General features: G+C 68.3%; 13 protein-coding genes. 11 read left to right on the top strand and 2 right to left on the bottom strand.

Going from position 1 to position 18317, the window contains the following annotated elements:
- The first annotated feature begins 1 nt into the window (after position 1).
- From cyoC to DMC18_RS02695, 11 genes are all read left to right on the top strand, one after another.
- Positions 2–625, top strand: a complete 624-nt coding sequence (gene cyoC, locus DMC18_RS02745; RefSeq protein WP_110120518.1) for a cytochrome o ubiquinol oxidase subunit III — start codon at positions 2–4, stop codon at positions 623–625.
- The gene (gene cyoD, locus DMC18_RS02740; RefSeq protein ID WP_110120517.1) at positions 622–1023 is read left to right on the top strand and encodes a cytochrome o ubiquinol oxidase subunit IV; all 402 of its coding nucleotides are present in this window, start codon (positions 622–624) and stop codon (positions 1021–1023) included. The genes cyoC and cyoD overlap by 4 nt, the downstream gene beginning before the upstream one ends.
- Positions 1023–1763: an SURF1 family protein gene (locus DMC18_RS02735; protein ID WP_110120516.1), complete on the top strand. Its 741-nt coding sequence runs from the start codon at positions 1023–1025 to the stop codon at positions 1761–1763. The genes cyoD and DMC18_RS02735 overlap by 1 nt, the downstream gene beginning before the upstream one ends.
- Entirely contained in the window at positions 1760–3115 is a 1356-nt protein-coding gene (locus tag DMC18_RS02730) for an ATP-binding protein (protein WP_110132680.1), read from the top strand. The genes DMC18_RS02735 and DMC18_RS02730 overlap by 4 nt, the downstream gene beginning before the upstream one ends.
- Complete coding sequence (locus DMC18_RS02725) at positions 3105–3638, top strand: response regulator transcription factor (protein ID WP_110120514.1); 534 nt, start codon at positions 3105–3107, stop codon at positions 3636–3638. The genes DMC18_RS02730 and DMC18_RS02725 overlap by 11 nt, the downstream gene beginning before the upstream one ends.
- A gap of 258 nt (positions 3639–3896) precedes the next feature.
- Positions 3897–6113 (top strand): alginate lyase family protein, encoded by a 2217-nt coding sequence (locus tag DMC18_RS02720; protein ID WP_199228512.1) that lies wholly within the window; start codon positions 3897–3899, stop codon positions 6111–6113.
- Positions 6110–7378 (top strand): MFS transporter, encoded by a 1269-nt coding sequence (locus DMC18_RS02715; RefSeq protein WP_110120513.1) that lies wholly within the window; start codon positions 6110–6112, stop codon positions 7376–7378. The genes DMC18_RS02720 and DMC18_RS02715 overlap by 4 nt, the downstream gene beginning before the upstream one ends.
- Positions 7379–7391: 13 nt before the next feature.
- Positions 7392–8141 carry an SDR family NAD(P)-dependent oxidoreductase gene (locus DMC18_RS02710; protein ID WP_110120512.1) on the top strand — a complete coding sequence of 250 codons (750 nt, stop codon included), beginning with the start codon at positions 7392–7394 and terminating at the stop codon, positions 8139–8141.
- Between the two features lie 39 nt (positions 8142–8180).
- The gene (locus DMC18_RS02705) at positions 8181–9059 is read left to right on the top strand and encodes a rhamnogalacturonan acetylesterase (protein WP_110120511.1); all 879 of its coding nucleotides are present in this window, start codon (positions 8181–8183) and stop codon (positions 9057–9059) included.
- Positions 9060–9260: 201 nt separating this feature from the next.
- Positions 9261–12161 carry a TonB-dependent receptor gene (locus DMC18_RS02700; RefSeq protein ID WP_110120510.1) on the top strand — a complete coding sequence of 967 codons (2901 nt, stop codon included), beginning with the start codon at positions 9261–9263 and terminating at the stop codon, positions 12159–12161.
- A 96-nt stretch (positions 12162–12257) separates the two neighbouring features.
- Complete coding sequence (locus tag DMC18_RS02695) at positions 12258–13013, top strand: FadR/GntR family transcriptional regulator (RefSeq protein ID WP_110120509.1); 756 nt, start codon at positions 12258–12260, stop codon at positions 13011–13013.
- Positions 13014–13020: 7 nt separating this feature from the next.
- On the opposite strand, the gene DMC18_RS02690 is transcribed toward DMC18_RS02695, so the two are convergent.
- Both DMC18_RS02690 and DMC18_RS02685 read right to left on the bottom strand, forming a co-directional pair.
- Complete coding sequence (locus tag DMC18_RS02690; RefSeq protein WP_110120508.1) at positions 13021–15012, bottom strand: response regulator; 1992 nt, start codon at positions 15010–15012, stop codon at positions 13021–13023.
- Between the two features lie 2 nt (positions 15013–15014).
- On the bottom strand, positions 15015–18317 hold a 3303-nt coding region (locus DMC18_RS02685; protein WP_146217952.1), incomplete at its 5' end, for a response regulator.

Genomic DNA, 18317 nt, shown 5'->3' with positions numbered 1-18317 from the left:
CATGGCCCACGCCCAGACCCTGACCGAAGCGGGCGAAACCCGCTTCCACCTGACCGAGGACCACCATCCGGAGAACGGAACCCTGCTGGGGTTCTGGATCTACCTGATGAGCGACTGCCTGATCTTCGCGGTCCTCTTCGCGTGCTACGCCGTGCTCGGCCGCAACTATGCGGCCGGCCCCTCGGGGGCGGATCTGTTCGACCTGCCCATCGTGGCGGTGAACACCGCGCTGCTGCTGTTCTCGTCGATCACCTATGGCTTCGCCATGCTCTCGGCCCAGGCCAAGAAGGTTCCGGCGACGCTGATCTGGCTGGCGATCACGGGCCTCTTCGGCCTCGGCTTCCTGTCGCTTGAACTCTATGAGTTCCATCACCTGATCCACGAGGGCGCCGGCCCGCAGCGCAGCGCCTTCCTGTCGTCGTTCTTCGTGCTCGTCGGCACCCACGGCCTGCACGTGACCTTCGGCATCATCTGGCTCGTCACCCTGATGACCCAGGTCGCCAAGCGCGGCCTCGGCGTCGAGATGAAGCGTCGCCTGATGTGCCTGTCGATGTTCTGGCACTTCCTCGACGTCATCTGGATCGGCGTCTTCTCGTTCGTCTATCTGCTCGGAGTCCTGAAATGAGCGCGGCCAGCCACGATGCGCACCACGCGCATGACGCTCATGACCATGGGCACGACCACGACGGCGGCGCCCATGGCTCGCTGAAGGACTACGTCATCGGCTTCGTGCTGGCGGTGATCCTCACCGCCATCCCGTTCTGGCTGGTGATGGGCCACGTCCTGCCGACCAACCAGATGACCGCCATCGCCGTCATGGGCCTGGCGATCATCCAGGTGCTGGTCCACATGATCTACTTCCTGCACATGAACTCGCGTTCGGAAGGCGGCTGGACCATGCTGGCCCTGGTGTTCACCCTCGTCGTGGTGGTGATCACGCTGTCGGGTTCGCTGTGGGTCATGCACAACCTCGACACCCACATGATGGCCCCGATGCCCCACGACATGCGGGAAGTCCCCTGATGACGGCCCGCCGCGGCGGCGCCCGGACGATCGCCCTGGCCGGGCTCTGCCTGGCTTTCACCGCGATCTTCCTGGCGCTCTGCGGCTGGCAGGTCCAGCGCAGGGCCTGGAAGCTCGACCTGATCGCCCGGGTCGAGCAGCGCATCCACGCAGAGCCGACCCCGCCCCCCGGTCCCGACCGATGGGCGGGGATCAGCCAGGCCTCCGACGGCTATCGTCGGGTGCGCCTGACCGGTCGCTTCCTGCACGACCGCGAGACCCTGGTTCAGGCCGTGACCCGCGAAGGGCCCGGCTTCTGGGTCATGACCCCGCTTTCCACCGACCAGGGCTTCGACGTCCTCGTCAATCGCGGCTTCGTTTCCGCCGATCACCGCGCGTCCGGAACGCGCCTGGCCGCCCAGACCGCCGGTCCGGTCAGCGTCGTGGGCCTGCTGCGCCTGACCGAGCCGCACGGCGGCTTCCTGCGCAAGAACGATCCGGCGGGCGGCCGCTGGTACTCCCGCGACGTCCAGGCCATCGCCAAGGCCAAGGGGCTTGGCCCCACGGCGCCGTATTTCGTCGACGCCGATGCGACGGCCAATCCGGGCGGCTGGCCGATCGGCGGCTTGACCGTCGTCAATTTTCCCAACAGCCACCTGGTCTACGCCCTGACCTGGTTCGGCCTTGCGCTGCTGACCGGCGGGGCGGCCGCCTATGTTCTGTTCGACGCGCGCCGGAACCGGGTTAAAGAGGCCCCATGACGCCGACCGCCCGCATCCTGATCGCCGGCATGTCGGGCTGGCTTTCAGGGGCGCGGGCCGCGGACAACGCGGCGAACCCCGCCGACGCCATCGCCCGGCAGAACATGCTGCAGCTGATCCACCTGCGCTGGATCGCCGTGGTCGGTCAGGTCGTCACCATACTGGCGGTGCATTTCAGCCTCGGCTTCCAGCTGCCCCTGGCGGCGATGATGCTTGTGCTGGCGGCCCTGGTGGTGCTGAACCTGGCCAGCCTGCTGCGCCTGAAGAGCGCCAAGCCGCTCGGCCCCTACGACCTCTTCTCGGCCCTGGCGCTGGACGCCCTGGCCCTGACCGCCCAGCTCTATTTCAGCGGCGGGGCGACCAACCCCTTCACGACCCTCTACCTGATGCACGTGATCCTGGGCGTCGTCCTGCTCGAGGTCTGGGCCACCTGGGCGATCGTCTTCCTGCCCAGCTTCTGCTTCCTGATGCTGGTGGCCTTCAACCGTCCGGTCATCGCCACGGGCCTCAGCGACCAGGCGTTCTTCGGCCTGTTCATCATGGGCATGCTGATGGGGGTGGTGCTGGACGCGGTGCTGCTGGTGACCTTCGTCTCGCGCATCAACACCAATCTTCGCCGCCACGACGCCCACCTGGCCGAGCTGCGCCAGCGGGCGGCGGAAGAGACCCACATCGTCCGCATGGGCCTGCTGGCCTCCGGCGCCGCGCATGAACTGGGCACGCCGCTGGCGACGCTGGACGTCATCCTGAGCGACTGGCGGCGGATGAAGGTGTTCGCCAAGCACCCCGAGCTGGCTCAGGAGCTGGAGGACATGCGCGGCGAGGTCCAGCGCTGCAAGCAGATCGTCACCGGCGTCCTGCTGTCGGCCGGCGAGGCGCGCAGCGGCGAGGTCCGGGTCAGCACCCTGCGGGCCTTCATGGACGAGGTGGTGGCCGAGTGGCGCGCCACCCGCAACAGCGACGTCCTGGCCTACGAGACGGATCTGGTCGCGCCGACCTCCATCGTCGCGGAATCGACCCTCAAGCAGGTGATCCACAACGTGCTCGACAACGCGCTGGACGCCTCGCCCGAGGCGGTGCGGCTGCATGCGAGCGTGAGCGGCGGGCTGATCGTCATCGAGGTGGACGACGACGGTCCGGGCTTCGCGCCCGAGACCCTGGAGAACTTCGGCAAGCCCTACAACTCGACCAAGGGACGGGCAGGGGGCGGCCTTGGCCTGTTTCTGGTGGTCAACGTCCTGCGCAAGCTGGGCGGCGCGGTCGGCGCCGAGAACCGCCCCGAGGGCGGCGCCAGCGTCGTTCTGACCCTGCCGCTGGCCTCGCTGCAGATCCGGAGGCGTCATGCCCGCTGAGCGCAAGCTGATCATCGTCGAGGACGACGAGAAGTTCGCCGCCACCCTCAAGCGCTCTTTCGAGCGCCGGGGCTACGAGGTGGTGCATGTCCATGGCCTGGACGAGGCCCTGGCGGCGCTGGAGACCTTCGAGCCGCGCTACGCCGTCGTGGATCTGAAGCTGGCCGGGGAGTCGGGCCTGTCCTGCGTCCAGGCGCTGATCGCCCGTGATCCGGACATGCTGATCGTGGTCCTGACCGGCTTCGCCAGCATCGCCACGGCGGTCGAGGCCATCAAGCTGGGCGCTTGCCACTACCTGGCCAAGCCCTCCAACACCGACGACATCGAGGCTGCCTTCGACAAGCGCGAAGGCGACGCCGGCGCGGCCATCGGCGAGCGGGCCACTTCGCTGAAGAATCTGGAATGGGAGCGGATCCACCAGACCCTGGTCGAGACCGACTTCAACATCTCCGAGACCGCCCGGCGCCTGGGCATGCACCGCCGCACCCTGGCCCGGAAGCTGGAAAAGCGCCGGATCAACTGACGGCTTCGCGCCGTTCTCATCCCTGATGCTCATCCCGATCCCGACGCCCGCAGGGGCGCCGGGCTCGCTGCGCCATGGCCGTAAGCCGTCGAACGAGCGTCAAACCAAATTGGTCTAAATTGGTATAGGCAATATCGCGGACCAAAAATGGGCTGAGATCTGAAAATTTGTTAGGACAAATGGTCCGCTCTACCGTATGCCGTTTTCTCGAACCTGCGGACCAGCCACAGAGCTGGCGGCATCGAGGGAGTAAGACGAGTGCGACACATTCGGCGACGCGCGGGCGGCCTGGTTCTGGCCCTGCTGGTCTCGGCGGCTCTGCCCGTCGGCGTCATGGCTCAACCGAGCGGGCAGGGGCCTGTTCTGGTCGGGGGCGCGGATCTGGCGGCCATGCGCAGCGAAGGCGAGCGCTATCCGATGTTCGCCGCCGAACTGAAGCGCGTGCGCAAGGAGGTCGACGCGGCCATGAAGGCCGGCATCGACGTGCCCGTGCCGAAGGATCCGGGCGGCGGCCGCACCCACGAGCAGCACAAGCGCAACTACATGGCCATCTACGGCGCGGGCATGCTGTACCGCGCCACGGGCGACAAGGCCTATGCCGACTACGCCCGGCGGATGCTGCTGGAATACGCCAAGCTCTATCCGACCCTGGGCCTGCACCCGGCCGCCAAGAACAATTCCGCCGGCAAGCTGTTCTGGCAGAGCCTGAACGACGCGGTCTGGGTGGTCTATTCGATCCAGGGCTACGACGCGATCCGCGACACCCTCAGCGACGCCGACCGCAAGACCATCGACGAAGGCGTCTTCCGGCCGATGGCCAAGTTCATCGCCGACGACCAGCCGCAGGTCTTCGACATCATCCACAACCACGCCACCTGGGCCTGCGCCGCCGTCGGCATGACCGGCTACGTGCTGCGCGACCAGGTGATGGTGGAAAAGGCCCTGAAGGGCACGGACCGCTCGGGCAAGGTCGGCTTCCTCAAGCAGATCGACCAGCTGTTCTCGCCGGACGGCTACTACGCCGAGGGGCCATACTACCAGCGCTACGCCCTGCAGCCCTTCGTGCTGTTCGCCCACGCCATCGACGAGAACGAGCCGCAGCGGAAGATCTTCGAATATCGCGGCGGCGTGCTGACCAAGGCGGTCCAGGCGGCGGTGCAACTGACCTATGACGGCTACTTCTTCCCGTTCAACGACGCCCTGCTGGAAAAGAGCCTCAAGACCGACGAGCTCTACCAGTCGGTGGCCATCGCCTATGGCGCGACCAGGGATCCGTCGCTGCTGTCGATCGCCCGCTGGCAGGGCCGCACCACCCTGACGCCGGACGGCCTGGCCGTGGCCCGCGACCTGGCGGCCGGCAAGGAAAAGCCGTTCCCCTACGCTTCGATGCTGTTCCGCGACGGTCCCGACGGCGACCAGGGCGCGATCGCCGTGATGCGCGCCGGTCCGGGCGATGACGACGAGGTCGTGGCGGTCAAGAACTCGGCCCAGGGCATGGGGCACGGCCACTACGACAAGCTGAACTGGATCCTCTACGACGCCGGCCGCGCGATCGTCACCGACTACGGCGCGGCCCGCTTCCTCAACATCGAGGCCAAGGACGGCGGTCGCTACCTCAAGGAAAACGAGACCTGGGCCAAGCAGACCGTGGCCCACAACACCCTGGTGGTGAACGAGACCAGCCAGTTCGACGGCAAGGTCAAGGTCGCCAACACTCTGGCGCCCAGGCAGATCTTCTTCTCCGCCGAAGGCAAGGCGAAGGTCAGCACGGCCGAGATGGCCGGCGCCTGGCCGGGCGTGACCTTCCGCCGGTCGATCGTGCAGATCGACGTTGGCGGCAAGGGCCCGCCGCTGGTGCTCGACCTCTTGAAGGTGCACGGCGACAAGCCGGCCCAATACGACCTGCCGCTGCACTTTTCCGGCCATATCATCGACGCCGGCTTCCCGCTGAAGCAGAACCTCGCCGAGCGGCCGGTGCTGGGCAAGGACGACGGCTACCAGCACCTGTGGGTCGACGCGACTGGCGCGCCCGACGCCTCCAACGCCCGCCTGACTTGGATCAACGGCGAGCGCTTCTACACCTGGCGCATGCTGCCGCCGGCCGGGGCCGAGGTGATCCTGGGCGAGAGCGGCGCCAATGATCCGAAGTTCAACCTGCGCCGCGAGCCGGTGCTGATCCAGCGGGTGAAGGAGGCGACCGACACGACCTTCGTCGGCGTGCTCGAGCCGCACGGCGCCTACGACCCGTCGGCCGAGACCACCGAAGGCAGCACCAGCCGCATCGAGGCCCTGCGCCACGTGCGGACGGCCGACGCCGACGTCGTCACCATCGTCCTGGCCGGCGGCCGCACGATCGTCCTGGCGATCGCCGACAGCGCCGAGCCTGGCGCCGCCCACAAGGCCGACGTCGATGGCGCGCCCTTCAGCTGGAAGGGCCACTTCGGCCGCTTCGACGGCGAGGACATCGGCCAATGAGGAGCGGGCTTCGCTGGCTGATCGTCAGCCTCGTCGGGCTGGCGACCGTCATCAACTACATCGACCGCAACGCCCTGGCCGTGATGTGGCCGGCGGTGTCGAAGGACATCGGCGCCGACAAGGCTGACTACGCCCTGCTGGTGACCATCTTCATGGTCGCCTACGCCTTCGGCCAGTCGCTGTTCGGTAAGGTGTTCGACGTCATCGGCACCCGCATGGGCTTCGCCGTCTCGATCCTGGTCTGGTCGCTGTCGATCGCCGCCCACAGCCTCGTGCGGTCGTTCGGCCTGCTGGCCCTGCTGCGCGTGACCCTGGGGATCAGCGAGGCCGGCAACTGGCCCGGCGCGGTCAAGGCCAACGCCCTGTGGTTCCCGCCGCGCGAACGCGCCCTGGCCCAAGGCATCTTCAATTCCGGGGCGGCGATCGGGGCGATCATCTCCGCGCCGCTGGTGGCCCTGCTGTTCGAGCTCCTGGGCTGGCGGGCGACCTTCCTGGTGGTCGGGGTTCTGGGCTTCCTGTGGCTGCTGCCCTGGCTGTTCATCTACCGCGCCGACCCGGGCGCTCACCCGTGGCTCAGCGAAGCCGAGCGCGCCCACATCGCCGATCGCGGCGAGGCCAGTGCGAAGGCCGGCTGGTCGCCGACCCTGCGTCAACTCCTGCGCCAGAAGCAAAGCTGGGCGATCATCGTCTCGCGCTTCTTCCTCGACCCCGTCTGGTGGCTGTTCGTCTCCTGGCTGCCGATCTACCTGGCGGAAAGCTTCGGCTTCGACGTGCGCAAGATCGGCCTGTTCGCCTGGGTGCCGTTCGTCGGCGCCATGCTGGGCAGCCTCGGCGGCGGCTGGCTGTCCGGGGCGCTGATCCGGCGCGGCTGGAAGACCCTGAGCGCCCGGCGCTTCGCGGTGACCCTGGGCGGCGTGATCATGCTGCCGGCCCTGCTGCTGACGGCCCGGGCGGCCGATCCGCTGAGCGCGGTGCTGCTGATCGCCGTGATCCTGTTCGGCTTCCAGGTGGCCATCAACAACATCCAGACCCTGCCCAGCGACTATTACGGCGGCGGGGCCGTGGGCACGATCGCCGGCGTCGGCGGCACCGCCGCGGTGGCCGGCACCCTGGTCACCACCTGGCTGGTGCCGGTCATGACCCGGCACGGCTACGCCCCGATCTTCGTCCTGGCGGCGGCCATCGTGCCGCTGGGCGTCATCGCTCTCTGGCTGCTGGGCGGGCGCGAAAGCCCCGTCTCCGCGCCGGCTTCCGACATTCAGTAAAAGAGGGGACCCCATGAGGTTCAAGGACAAGGTCGCGCTGGTCACCGGCGGCGGCCGCGACATCGGCCGCGAGGTCTCGCTGCGACTGGCCGCCGAGGGCGCGACCGTGGTGGTGAACTATCGCGGCGACGAAGCCTCGGCCCAGCAGACGGCGGCCCGCATCGAGGCGGCCGGCGGCAAGGCGGTGCTGCACCGCGCCGACGTCACCGATGCGGCCGAGGTCGCCGCCCTTGTTGCCGCCGCGGCGGGCGTCACCGGCAAGATCGACATTCTCGTCAACCTCGCCGGCGGCATGGTCGCCCGCAAGAGCCTCGCCGAGATGGACGAGGCCTTCTTCGACCAGGTCATGACCCTGAACCTGAAGTCAGCCTTCCTGGTGACCAAGGCGGCCCTGCCGCACATTCCGGACGGGGCGGCGATCATCAATATCGCCTCGCTGGCCGGCCGCGACGGCGGCGGCCCCGGGGCCAGCGTCTACGCCGCCTCCAAGGGCGCGCTGATGACCCTGACCCGCGGCTGGGCCAAGGAGCTGGGACCGCGGGGGATCCGCGTCAACGCCCTGTGCCCGGGCCTGATCGGCACCAGCTTCCACGACATCTTCTCCAAGCCCGAAGGCCGCGCCGCCGTCGCCGGCAACACCCCGCTGCGCCGCGAGGGCGCGCCTGAAGAGGTGGCCGCCGCGGTGGCCTTTCTGGCCTCGCAGGACGCCTCGTTCCTGGCTGGGGTCAATCTCGACATCAACGGCGGGCTGGCCTTCTCGTAAGGCCGGCCGCGAGCACAACGACAAGAGAGGGAGGATCCAATGAAAATCAGAACCGCGATGCTCGCGGCCTTGGTCCTGGCGGCGGCTCCGGCCGCCGTCCTGGCCCAGCCGCCCGGCCCGCAGAAGGACCGCGAGCCGCGCACCGACGCCGCCCCGATCAAGCCCTACAAGATCATCCTGGTCGGCGACTCCACCATGGCTCCGGGCAGCGGCTGGGCCTCTGCCTTCTGCGACTATCACGTCAAGTCGTCGCTGAACTGCCTGAACCTCGGCCGGGGCGGGCGCTCGACCCGCAGCTATCGCGCCGAGGGCTCGTGGGACATCGCGCTGAACGAGGCGCGGGTGAAGGGCTACGCCGCCACCTACGTGCTGATCCAGTTCGCCCACAACGACCAGTCGTCCAAGGGCGAGCGCTGGACCGACATGACCACAGAGTTCCCGGCCAACCTGAAGCGGTTCGTCGAGGAGGTGAGGGCGGCCGGCGCCGAGCCGGTGCTGCTGACGCCCCTGACCCGCCGCGAGTTCGCCAGCGGCCAGTTGAAGAACACGCTGGAGCCCTGGTCGGAGGAGGTGCGCAAGGTCGCCGCCGAGACCAAGGCGCCGCTGGTGGATCTCAACAAGTCCAGCGCCGCCGTCGTGCGCAAGCTGGGCGCCGTCGACTCCATGAAGCTGGCCCAGGCCGAGCCGCTCGAGAACGAGGTGGCCGCCGCCAAGGCCGGCACGACCCTGCCGCCGCGCGCGGCGGAGGAAGCGCGCCAGCCCGACGTGCCGACGACCGAGACCGGGCCGCGCGGCCAGCTGGTGCGCAAGTTCGACTACACCCACGTCGGCGAGACCGGCGCGCGGGTGTTCGCCCGGCTCGTCGCCAACGACCTGGCCGCCGCCGTGCCGGCGCTGCGCAGCCAACTGGTTCCTTAAGCGAGGAGGACGCGGGAGCGGCCTCGCGCCACGGCCCTGGCCGGGGTCGCTTCCGCGCGCCTGCCTGTTGAAAATTGGTATGCATATCGGCCGGTTCAAATTGGCCTAAATATTTCCAAAATTGGTCTGAGAATCCGCCTTGACGCGCCTGCGGTCAGGTCGCACGGTTCCGGCATAAGAAAAGAAGGGGAGGGAGCAAACATGCACGTCGCCAATACTCCGCGCGTCCAGTCTACTCTGGGCATCCAGGCGCGGTTCGCGGTCCTGCGGTCGGTTCTGAGCTGCGGCGTCGCCGCCTCGGCCATCGCGCTGGCCGCCAGCGCTTCGGCTCAGGAAGCGGTCGCCACCGCGCCCGCCGATCAGCCGATCACCGACAATTCGGTCGACGAGGTGGTGGTCAGCGCCGTCCGTCAGACCATGCAGAATTCGATCGCGGTGAAGCGCGACACGACGGCCATCGTCGACGCCCTGTCGGCCAACGAGATCGGCGACCTGCCGGGCCAGTCGATCGGCGAAGCGATCATGACCATCACCGGCGCCACCGCCGACCGCGGCAACTACGGCCCGACGGAAGTCTCGCTGCGGGGCCTGGGCTCGTTCCTGTCGGCCACCACCTTCAACGGCCGCGAGGCCTCGAACGGCAGCGGCGACCGCGCCGTCAACTTCGGCCAGTTCCCGTCCGAACTGTTCAACGGCATCAAGATCTACAAGTCGCAGCAGGCCGACCTGATCGAGGGCGGCGTCGCCGGCACGATCGAGATGGAGACCAAGAAGCCGCTCGACTACGGCAAGCGGCTGGCCCAGGTGGAGCTCAAGGGCAACTACAATCCCTACCAGAAGCGGATCACCGGCTCCGACCCCTGGGGCTGGCGCGGCACGGCCAGCTATGTCGACCAGTACGAGCTGGGCAAGCTGGGCGATGTCGGCATTTCACTGGGGATCCAGCGCAACCAGGTCGACGACCCGGCCGAGTCCTATGTGGCGTCGAACACCTGGGTGGCCTGCAACCCGAGCATCGTCAGCACCGGCAACTGCACCGAGGTGAGCCGCGCCCAGGCCGCCGCCGGCACGCCGTTCTACCTGACGCCCAACTCGATGACCTATCGCCAACTGACCGCCAAGGAAAAGCGCGACGCCTTCTTCGGCGCTCTGCAATGGCAGCCCAACGACCGCTTCGACGCCAATTTCGACGTCGAATATTCCAAGCGGAACTACCAGGAAGACCGCCACGACCTGGGCCTGGCCGAGACCCGCTACAACCTGCACAACGTGCAGTACGACGATGACGGCCGGCTGCTCTACGCCGAGGGCTCGAGCACGCTGCAGTCGGTCTCGACCCTGTTCCAGCGGGAAGAGGAATATATCGGCGGCGGCGGCAATTTCGAGTTCGAGGCCACCGATCGCCTGACCCTGAAGGCCGACATCTCCTACAGCCAGACCACCCGCACCGACCTTACCCGCTCGGTTCGCCTGCGCTCGGATCCGCTCGACATCTACGGCGTGCGCACGGCGATCAACAATCAGCGCGTGCCCTACGTCTACGACGCCCGCAACGGCTTTGCGCCTACCATCACCATCGACCCGCGCTTCAACCTCGACGACTGGTCGCTGTTCAGCGACGACGCCCGCCTGACCCGCGAGGAGGAGGAGAAGAAGGACCGCATCTTCGCGACCCGCTTCGACGCCAGCTACGCGCTCGACGGCTTCATCAACAAGGTCGACGCGGGCCTGCGCTATTCGCGCCGCCGCTACACCACCTATGACGACCTGGTGACCATCGACCAGGCCAGCCTGGCCGTGGACCGGGCGGTGAACCTGGCCTGCCGCACCAATTTCCCGCAGTCGGACTACCTGGCCGACGCGCCCAACAACACGATCCACAGCTGGGCGACCTTCGACACCCTCTGCCAGTTCCGCAACTATCTGGGCACGGAAGATCCCGGCGGCACGGGCGACACCCGCTCGGTGGCCAACGCCGACGTCACCGAGACGGTGTGGTCAGGCTATGTCATGGCCTCCTACAAGGGTGAGGCGGCGGGCATGCCGGTGCGCGGCAACTTCGGCGTCCGCGTCGTCGACACCAGCGTCGTTTCCAAGGGGCTGCGGGCCGGCCTGGAAGTGGTCAACAACAGCGACGGCTCGATCCGCCTGGTCGAGACCGGCGAGTTCGACCCGACCCGGATCAAGGCCTCCAGCTTCCGCGTGCTGCCCAGCGTCAACGCCAATTTCGACTTGAACCCCAAGACGATCGGCCGCATCGCGCTCTACCGCGCCATGTCGCGGCCGGCCCCCAGCAGTCTGGCGGCGGGGCGGACCATCACCCTGCAGGACGGCACGGACTTCACCTCGATCCAGGAGGCCATCGGCGAAATCGTCGCCAGCGGCAGCCCGCGCCTGAAGCCGATCATGTCGTGGAACGCCGACGTGGCGCTGGAATACTACTACAACCGCGACACCATCCTGGCGACGACGCTGTACTACAAGCAGTTCACCGGCGGCTTCATCCCGGTGACCATCGACGAAGAGTTCGTCATCGACGGCCAGAACGTCACGGTGCCGGTCACCCAGACCCAGAACAGCGACGACAAGAGCCACGTCTACGGCGCTGAGTTCACGCTCTCGAACAAGTTCAGCTGGTTGCCCAAGCCTCTGGACGGCTTCGGGGGCAAGCTGAGCTACAACTACGCGATCACCAACTTCAAGAACCACGACATCCGGCTGGGCGACGTCATCGACCCCGACACCGGCGTGGTGACCGAGGGCATGATCCCGGCCGCGGGCCTGAACGGCTATTCCAAGCACGTGCTGTCGGCCCAGCTCTATTACGAGGCTGGCCCGCTGACCCTGCAGGGCATCTATCGCTACCGCTCGCGCTACTATCAGGACTTCGTCGGCGGCAACGCTCAGCTGCGCTACATCTCGGGCGGCGACGCCTTCGACTTCACCGCCCAGTACAAGCTGAACAAGAAGGTCGACATCCGCCTGCAGGGCCTCAACCTGTTCAACGAGGTCAAGGTCGACTCGATGCCGATCCAGGGCAGCACCCGCAACTACCAGTACTTCGGGCCGCAGTTCTTCGCTTCGATACGCGCGCGCTTCTAGGGCCGATTGGCGGCCGTGGTGCAAACCAATTTGCTATTCCAATTTTAATCCGATTGGGGCAAATCTGGCGACGCAACAACGTCTTAGAGGGGCGCCATGGCCGACCGCCGGCTGTTCGAGGAAATCGCCGACAAGATCGCCGGCATGGTCCGGGCGGGAGAGTTTCCGCCCGGCTCCAGGCTGCCGGGCGAGCGGGAGATGTCCGAACGGCTGGGCGTCAGCCGGGTGACCGTGCGCGAGGCCGAGATCGCGCTCCAGGCTCGGGGCACCTTGCGCATCCGCGCCGGCTCGGGGGTCTATGTCTGCGGTCCGGTCGCACCCGACAGCGCCGGCGGCGACAACCTGCCGACGGTCAGCGCCTTCGAACTGACCGAGGCGCGCTCGCTGTTCGAGTCCGAGGCCGCCGCCCTGGCCGCGCCGATCATCTCGGACGCGGATCTCGCCAAGCTCGACGCCCTGCTGATCGAGATGGTCGAGGCCGGCGACGACGACGCCCGGTCGACCGCGGTGGATCGCGAGTTCCACATGACCATCGCCTCGGCCTCGGGCAATCGCGTCATCATCCACACGATCAAGACCCTCTGGAAGTTCCGCATGGAAGATCCGGAGGTGCGCCGCACCCACGAGTCGATCTGCCATCACGACGGCGACGCCCGCCAGAACGAGCACGCCGCCGTGGTCGAGGCCCTGCGCCGCCGCGACGCCAAGGCGGCCCGCCAGGCCATGCGCCTGCACTTCTCGCGCCTGCTGGAAGCCATGCTCGACGCCACCGAGCAGCAGGAGCGCCAGGCGCTTGAACGCAAGTCGGCCGAAAGCCGCAGCCGGTTCCTGATCAGCGCCCGGATGGGCTAGCCGCCCTTCAACTCACCGCGTCGAGGATCGCCCGCACCCGCGCGGCCAGGGCCGAGGGCGCATAGGGCTTGTCGATCATCGGGTATTCGTTGGCCCAGTCCTCGGCCTCCTGGCCGATGAAACCCGAGGTCAGCAGCACCTTCAGGCTGGGCCGCTTGACGCGGGCCTTGCGGGCCAGGTCCAGGCCCGTGATCCCGCCGGGCATGACCACGTCGGAGAACAGCAGGTCGAAGCCGTCGCCGTTTCGCAAGCGGCGCAGGGCGCTGGCGGCGTTGCGCGCCGCGGCGACGTGGTAGCCCAGCGGCCGCAGCGTATCGACCGCCAGGGCCAGCACGGCCGGATCGTCCTCGACCACCAGGATCCGCTCGGTGCCGACCGGCACGCTGGCGGCGGGGCCCTCGACCGGGATTTCCACGTTCGACGGCGCGCAGGCCGGCAAGTCGATGCGGAAGGATGCGCCGGCGCCGGGGCTGGTCGTCACCTCGATCTCGCCGCCCGACTGCCGCACGAAGCCATAGACCTGCGAGAGACCCAGGCCCGAGCCCTTGCCCACCTCCTTGGTGGTGAAGAACGGCTCGAAGATGCGCGAGGCCACCTCGGGCGACATGCCGGGGCCGCTGTCGCTGACCACCAGTTGGTGGCCGGCCGCGCCGGTGCGGACGAGGATCTTCAGCAGGCCCGCGCCGTCCATGGCGTCGCGGGCGTTGACCGCCAGGTTCAGCAGCACGCTCTCCAGTTGGGCGACGTCGACATGCACCCAGCCCTGTTCGGTCGAATGCTCGACCTCGACGGTCACGGCGTCGCCCACCGCCTGGCGCAGAAGGGACGAGAACTCGCGGACAAGGTCGTTCAGCTCGACCGTCGCCGGGTCCAGCCGTTGCCGGCGCGAGAAGGCCAGGAGCTGGCGGGTTAGGGCCGCGCCGCGCTCGGCCGCCTGGCGGGCCGCCGTGATCTGCCGGACGTAGGGAAAGGCGTCGCCGCAGCGCCGCTGGACGAGGTCGATGTTGCCCAGCACCACGGTCAGCAGGTTGTTGAAGTCGTGGGCCACGCCGCCGGTCAGCTGGCCGACGGCCTCCATCTTGCGGGCGTGGGACAGGGCCTCTTCCAGGCCGCGGCGGTCGGTGTTGTCGAACAGGGCGCCGAAGACCAGGGCGCGGCCGGTGTCGTCGTCGAAGGCCAGGACGCCCTGGTCGATGAACGAGCGATATTCGCCGTCGGCCCGCAGCCAGCGGTACTCGCAGGTGTAGGAGCCCATCCGCATGGCCTCGGCCTGGGCCCGGGCCACCACGGCGCGGTCCTCGGGATGCACCCGGTCGATGCCCAGCGCGACCTCGCCCAGCAGCTGTTCGGCCGGAAAGCCCGTCAGGCGCTCGGCGTTGTCGCTCAGCGACAGCGGGGTGTAGGGCGGTTCGGCCAGGCGGGAATGGAAGACGATCGGCAGCACCCTAAGGATCGCCTGCTGGCGCTCCTCGTTGCTGCGCAGCGAGCGCTCGGCCGCGGCCTTCTCGACCTGAACGCGGGCGTATTCCTCCAGCAAGGCCTTCTGGTGTTCGGCCTGGCGGGCCAGCTCCAGCGTCTTGACGTGCAGGTCGACCAGCACCTGCACCTTGGAGCGCAGGATGAACGGATCGACCGGCTTGAACACCACGTCCACGGCCCCGGCCGAATAGGCCTTGAAGATGTGGGTCTCGTCGCGGAACACGGCGGTCAGGAAGACGATCGGCACGCTGCGCGTGCGCCGGCGCTGGCGGATCAGGGCGGCGGTCTCGTAGCCGTCCATGCCCGGCATGTGCAGGTCGAGCAGGATCACGGCGAAGTCGTCGGTCAGCAGTCGCCGCAGGGCCTCCTCGCCGGAGCGGGCGATGACCAGTTCCTGGCCCAGGCTCTCCAGCGCCTGGACGGCGGCGAAGGCGTTGCGCTCGTCGTCGTCGACGATGAGGATCTTGGTGACCGGCTGCGGCTCGGGCTCGACCGGCGGGAACTGGACGGCGGGGACCATGATCAGGACGCCGCCGTCGCCAGCACCACCACGTTGTCGCCGGCCGCCCGCGCCGCGTCGGCCCGCTGCACCGAGACCCTCAGCACCGAGATCAGCTGGTCCAGGTCCACCGGCTTGGAGACATAGTCGGACGCTCCGGCCTGGATGCACTTCTGGCGGTCGCCCTTCATGGCCTTGGCGGTGACGGCGATCACCGGCAGGTCGGCGAAGCGCCGGCGCGACCGGATCTCGCGCATGGTCTCGTAGCCGTCCATGTCGGGCATCATGATGTCGACCAGCACCAGGTCGACCTGATCCAGACCGTCCATCAGCTCCAGGCCCGCGCGGCCGCTTTCGGCGTAGCGCAGCGCGATGCCGTATTCCTCCAGGGCGCTGGCCAGGGAGAAGATGTTGCGGATGTCGTCGTCGATGACGACGGCGGTGCGGCCGGCCAGCACGGCGTCGGCGTGGCGGTTCTGGGCCAGCATGGCGCGGGCGGCCTCGGGCAGGCCGTCCACCCGTTCGTGCAGCAGAAGGGCCGCCTGGTCGATCAGCTGTTCCGGGGTGCGCGCGATGCGGGCGAGACCCGTGAACACCGCCAGCCGCAGGCGCCGGGCCTCCTCGGCGTCGCGTTCGCCGGGGGCGTACAGCACCACCGCGCCCGGAGCCGGGTTGCGGGCCTTCAGGGCGTCGAGAACCGATCCGGCCGCGCCCGGCTCGACCTCGATCACCAGCCCGCCGCCGTCGCCAGAGAAGGTCAAGGCGGGGAGGGCGGACAGGTCCCGCGCCACATGCGCTTCGCCGAAGGCCTCGCGCAGCAGGCGGATCGTATCGCTGCCGCCCCCGACCAGGGTCGGCGCCCGCGCGCCGCCGTGGGCCAGGCGGCGCACGCGGTCGAGGGTCGAGATCACCGCTTCCTGCTCGACCGGCTTGCTGGTGAAGCCCAGCGCCCCCATCGACGGGGCCAGGCCGCCGCGATCGTCGGCCGAGATCACCTGCACCGGGATGTGGCGGGTGTCGGCGGTGCGCTTGAGGAGATCGAGCAGGGCCAGGCCGTCCATGTCGGGCAGGCCGACGTCGAGCAGTATGGCCTCGGGCGAGAACCGGCGCGCCAGGGACGGCACGGCCGAGCCTTCGCCGGTGACCACCCCGCGATAGCCGGCGTCGCGCGCCAGCGTCAGCAGGATCGAGGCGAAGCGCGGATCGTCCTCGACGATCAGCACCACGGAATCCCCGGGCTCGATGCCGTCGCGGTCGTCCTGCACGGTCTCGACCGGCTCGTAGGCGGGAGCGTCGGCCGTGGAGATGACGAAGGTCGCCGGCGGCGCGCCGGCCGGACGCGGCGTCGGGCCGGACAGGGGCGAGGCCGCCGTCGGGCTGAAGTTCAGCGGCAGGTAAAGGGTGAAGGTGCTGCCCTGGCCGGGGGTGGAGACCACCCTCAGTTCGCCGCCCAGCAGGCGTGTGATCTCGCGGCTGATCGACAGCCCCAGCCCCGTGCCGCCGTACTTGCGGCTGGTGGTGCCGTCGGCCTGCTGGAAGGCCTCGAAGATGATCCGCTGCTTTTCCTCGGGGATGCCGATGCCGGTGTCCTCGACCGAGAAGGCCAGCACCTGGCCGGCTTTGTTGAGGTGGTCGTTGCCCTCGGCCCAGCCGCGCTCGGCCCGGCTGACCGACAGGCTGACCGAGCCGGCCTCGGTGAACTTGAAGGCGTTGGACAGCAGGTTCTTGATCACCTGCTGCAGGCGCTTGTCGTCGGTGTACATGGCGCGCGGCAGGGCCGGGTCCAGATCGATCAGGAAGTCCAGTTTCTTGTCCTGGGCGATCTGGGCGAAGGTGCGCTCGGTCTGGTCGCGCAGGCTGGCGAACGACATCTCACCGATGTCGAGGGTGACCGTGCCGCTCTCGATCTTCGACAGGTCGAGGATGTCGTTGATCAGGCCCAGCAGGTCGGCGCCGGCGCTGTGGATGTTCTTGGCGAACTCCACCTGCTTGCCGGAAAGGTTGCCCTGGGCGTTCTCGCTGAGCATCTTCGACAGGATCAGCAGGCTGTTGAGCGGCGTGCGCAGCTCGTGGCTCATATTGGCCAGGAACTCGGACTTGTACTTCGAGGTCAGAGCCAGCTGCTCGGCCTTCTCCTCCAGCGCCGCCTTGGCCTGCTCGACCTCGGTGTTCTTGGCTTCGACCTGCTTGTTCTGGGCCGACAGCAGCAGGGCCTTGTCTTCCAGCTCGGCGTTGGTCTGCTGCAGTTCCTCCTGCTTGGAGCGGAGCAGCTCCTCGGACTGACGCAGCGACGCGGCCTGCAGTTCGAGGCGGTCGTTGGTCTTCTTCAGCTCGCCCTGCTGGGCCTGGAGTTCCGAGGTCAGCAATTGCGACTGGGCCAGCAGGCCCTCGGTGCGCATGTTGGCGGCGATGGTCGACAGCACGATGCCGATCGACTCCATCAGTTGGTCGAGGAAGGCCTGCTGGGTCTCGTTGAAGGCGCCGAAGCTGGCCAGCTCGATCACCGCCTTCAGCTCGCCCTCGAACAGGGCCGGCAGCACGATGATGCTGCGCGGCGCAGCCTCGCCCAGGCCCGAGCTGATCTTGACATAGTCGGTGGGCAGGTCGGTCAGCAGGATGCGCTTCTTCTCGGCCGCGCACTGGCCGACCAGGCCCTCGCGCAGCCGCAGCTGGGTGGCGGGCGAGCGGCGCTGGGCGCCGGCGTAGCTGGCCGCCAGGGTCAGCACCGTGTCGCCGGCCTCGTCGGCGTCCGAGACATAGAACACCCCGTGCTGGGCGTTGATCAGGGCCGCCAGTTCCGACAGCACCAGGTTCGACACCGTCGACAGGTCGCGCTCGCCCTGCAGCATGCGGCTGAACCTGGCCAGGTTGGTCTTCAGCCAGTCCTGCTCGGTGTTCTTCAACGTCTGATCCTTCAGGTTCCGGATCATCTCGTTGATGTTGTCCTTCAGCGCCGCTACCTCGCCCGAGGCCTCGACCGTGATCGAGCGGGTCAGGTCGCCCTTGGTCACGGCGGTCGACACCTCGGCGATGGCGCGCACCTGGGTAGTCAGGTTGGCGGCCAGTTCGTTGACGTTGTCGGTCAGGTCGCGCCACAGGCCGGCCGCGCCCGGCACCTTGGCCTGGCCGCCCAGCTTGCCTTCCGAACCCACCTCGCGGGCCACGTTGGTCACCTGGTCGGCGAAGGTGGCCAGGGTCTCGATCATGCCGTTGATGGTGTCGGCCAGCGAGGCGATCTCGCCCTTGGCGTCTAGGGTCAGCTTGCGCTTGAGGTTGCCCTGGGCCACGGCGGTGACGACGTCGGCGATGTTGCGGACCTGGCCGGT

The sequence above is a fragment of the Caulobacter sp. D5 genome (genome assembly GCF_003185805.1).
Lineage (GTDB): Bacteria > Pseudomonadota > Alphaproteobacteria > Caulobacterales > Caulobacteraceae > Caulobacter.
The sequence above is the reverse complement of the archived record's forward strand: the minus strand, read 5'-3'. Positions and strand labels throughout refer to the sequence as shown.

Excerpts from the sequence above, each read along its gene's own strand:
- cyoC (WP_110120518.1), top strand. The coding sequence starts at position 2 with ATGGCCCACGCCCAGACCCTGACCGAAGCGGGCGAAACCCGCTTCCAC.
- cyoD (WP_110120517.1), top strand. The coding sequence starts at position 622 with ATGAGCGCGGCCAGCCACGATGCGCACCACGCGCATGACGCTCATGAC.
- DMC18_RS02735 (WP_110120516.1), top strand. The coding sequence starts at position 1,023 with ATGACGGCCCGCCGCGGCGGCGCCCGGACGATCGCCCTGGCCGGGCTC.
- DMC18_RS02730 (WP_110132680.1), top strand. The coding sequence starts at position 1,760 with ATGACGCCGACCGCCCGCATCCTGATCGCCGGCATGTCGGGCTGGCTT.
- DMC18_RS02725 (WP_110120514.1), top strand. The coding sequence starts at position 3,105 with ATGCCCGCTGAGCGCAAGCTGATCATCGTCGAGGACGACGAGAAGTTC.
- DMC18_RS02715 (WP_110120513.1), top strand. The coding sequence starts at position 6,110 with ATGAGGAGCGGGCTTCGCTGGCTGATCGTCAGCCTCGTCGGGCTGGCG.
- DMC18_RS02710 (WP_110120512.1), top strand. The coding sequence starts at position 7,392 with ATGAGGTTCAAGGACAAGGTCGCGCTGGTCACCGGCGGCGGCCGCGAC.
- DMC18_RS02705 (WP_110120511.1), top strand. The coding sequence starts at position 8,181 with ATGAAAATCAGAACCGCGATGCTCGCGGCCTTGGTCCTGGCGGCGGCT.
- DMC18_RS02700 (WP_110120510.1), top strand. The coding sequence starts at position 9,261 with ATGCACGTCGCCAATACTCCGCGCGTCCAGTCTACTCTGGGCATCCAG.
- DMC18_RS02695 (WP_110120509.1), top strand. The coding sequence starts at position 12,258 with ATGGCCGACCGCCGGCTGTTCGAGGAAATCGCCGACAAGATCGCCGGC.
- DMC18_RS02690 (WP_110120508.1), bottom strand. The coding sequence starts at position 15,012 with ATGGTCCCCGCCGTCCAGTTCCCGCCGGTCGAGCCCGAGCCGCAGCCG.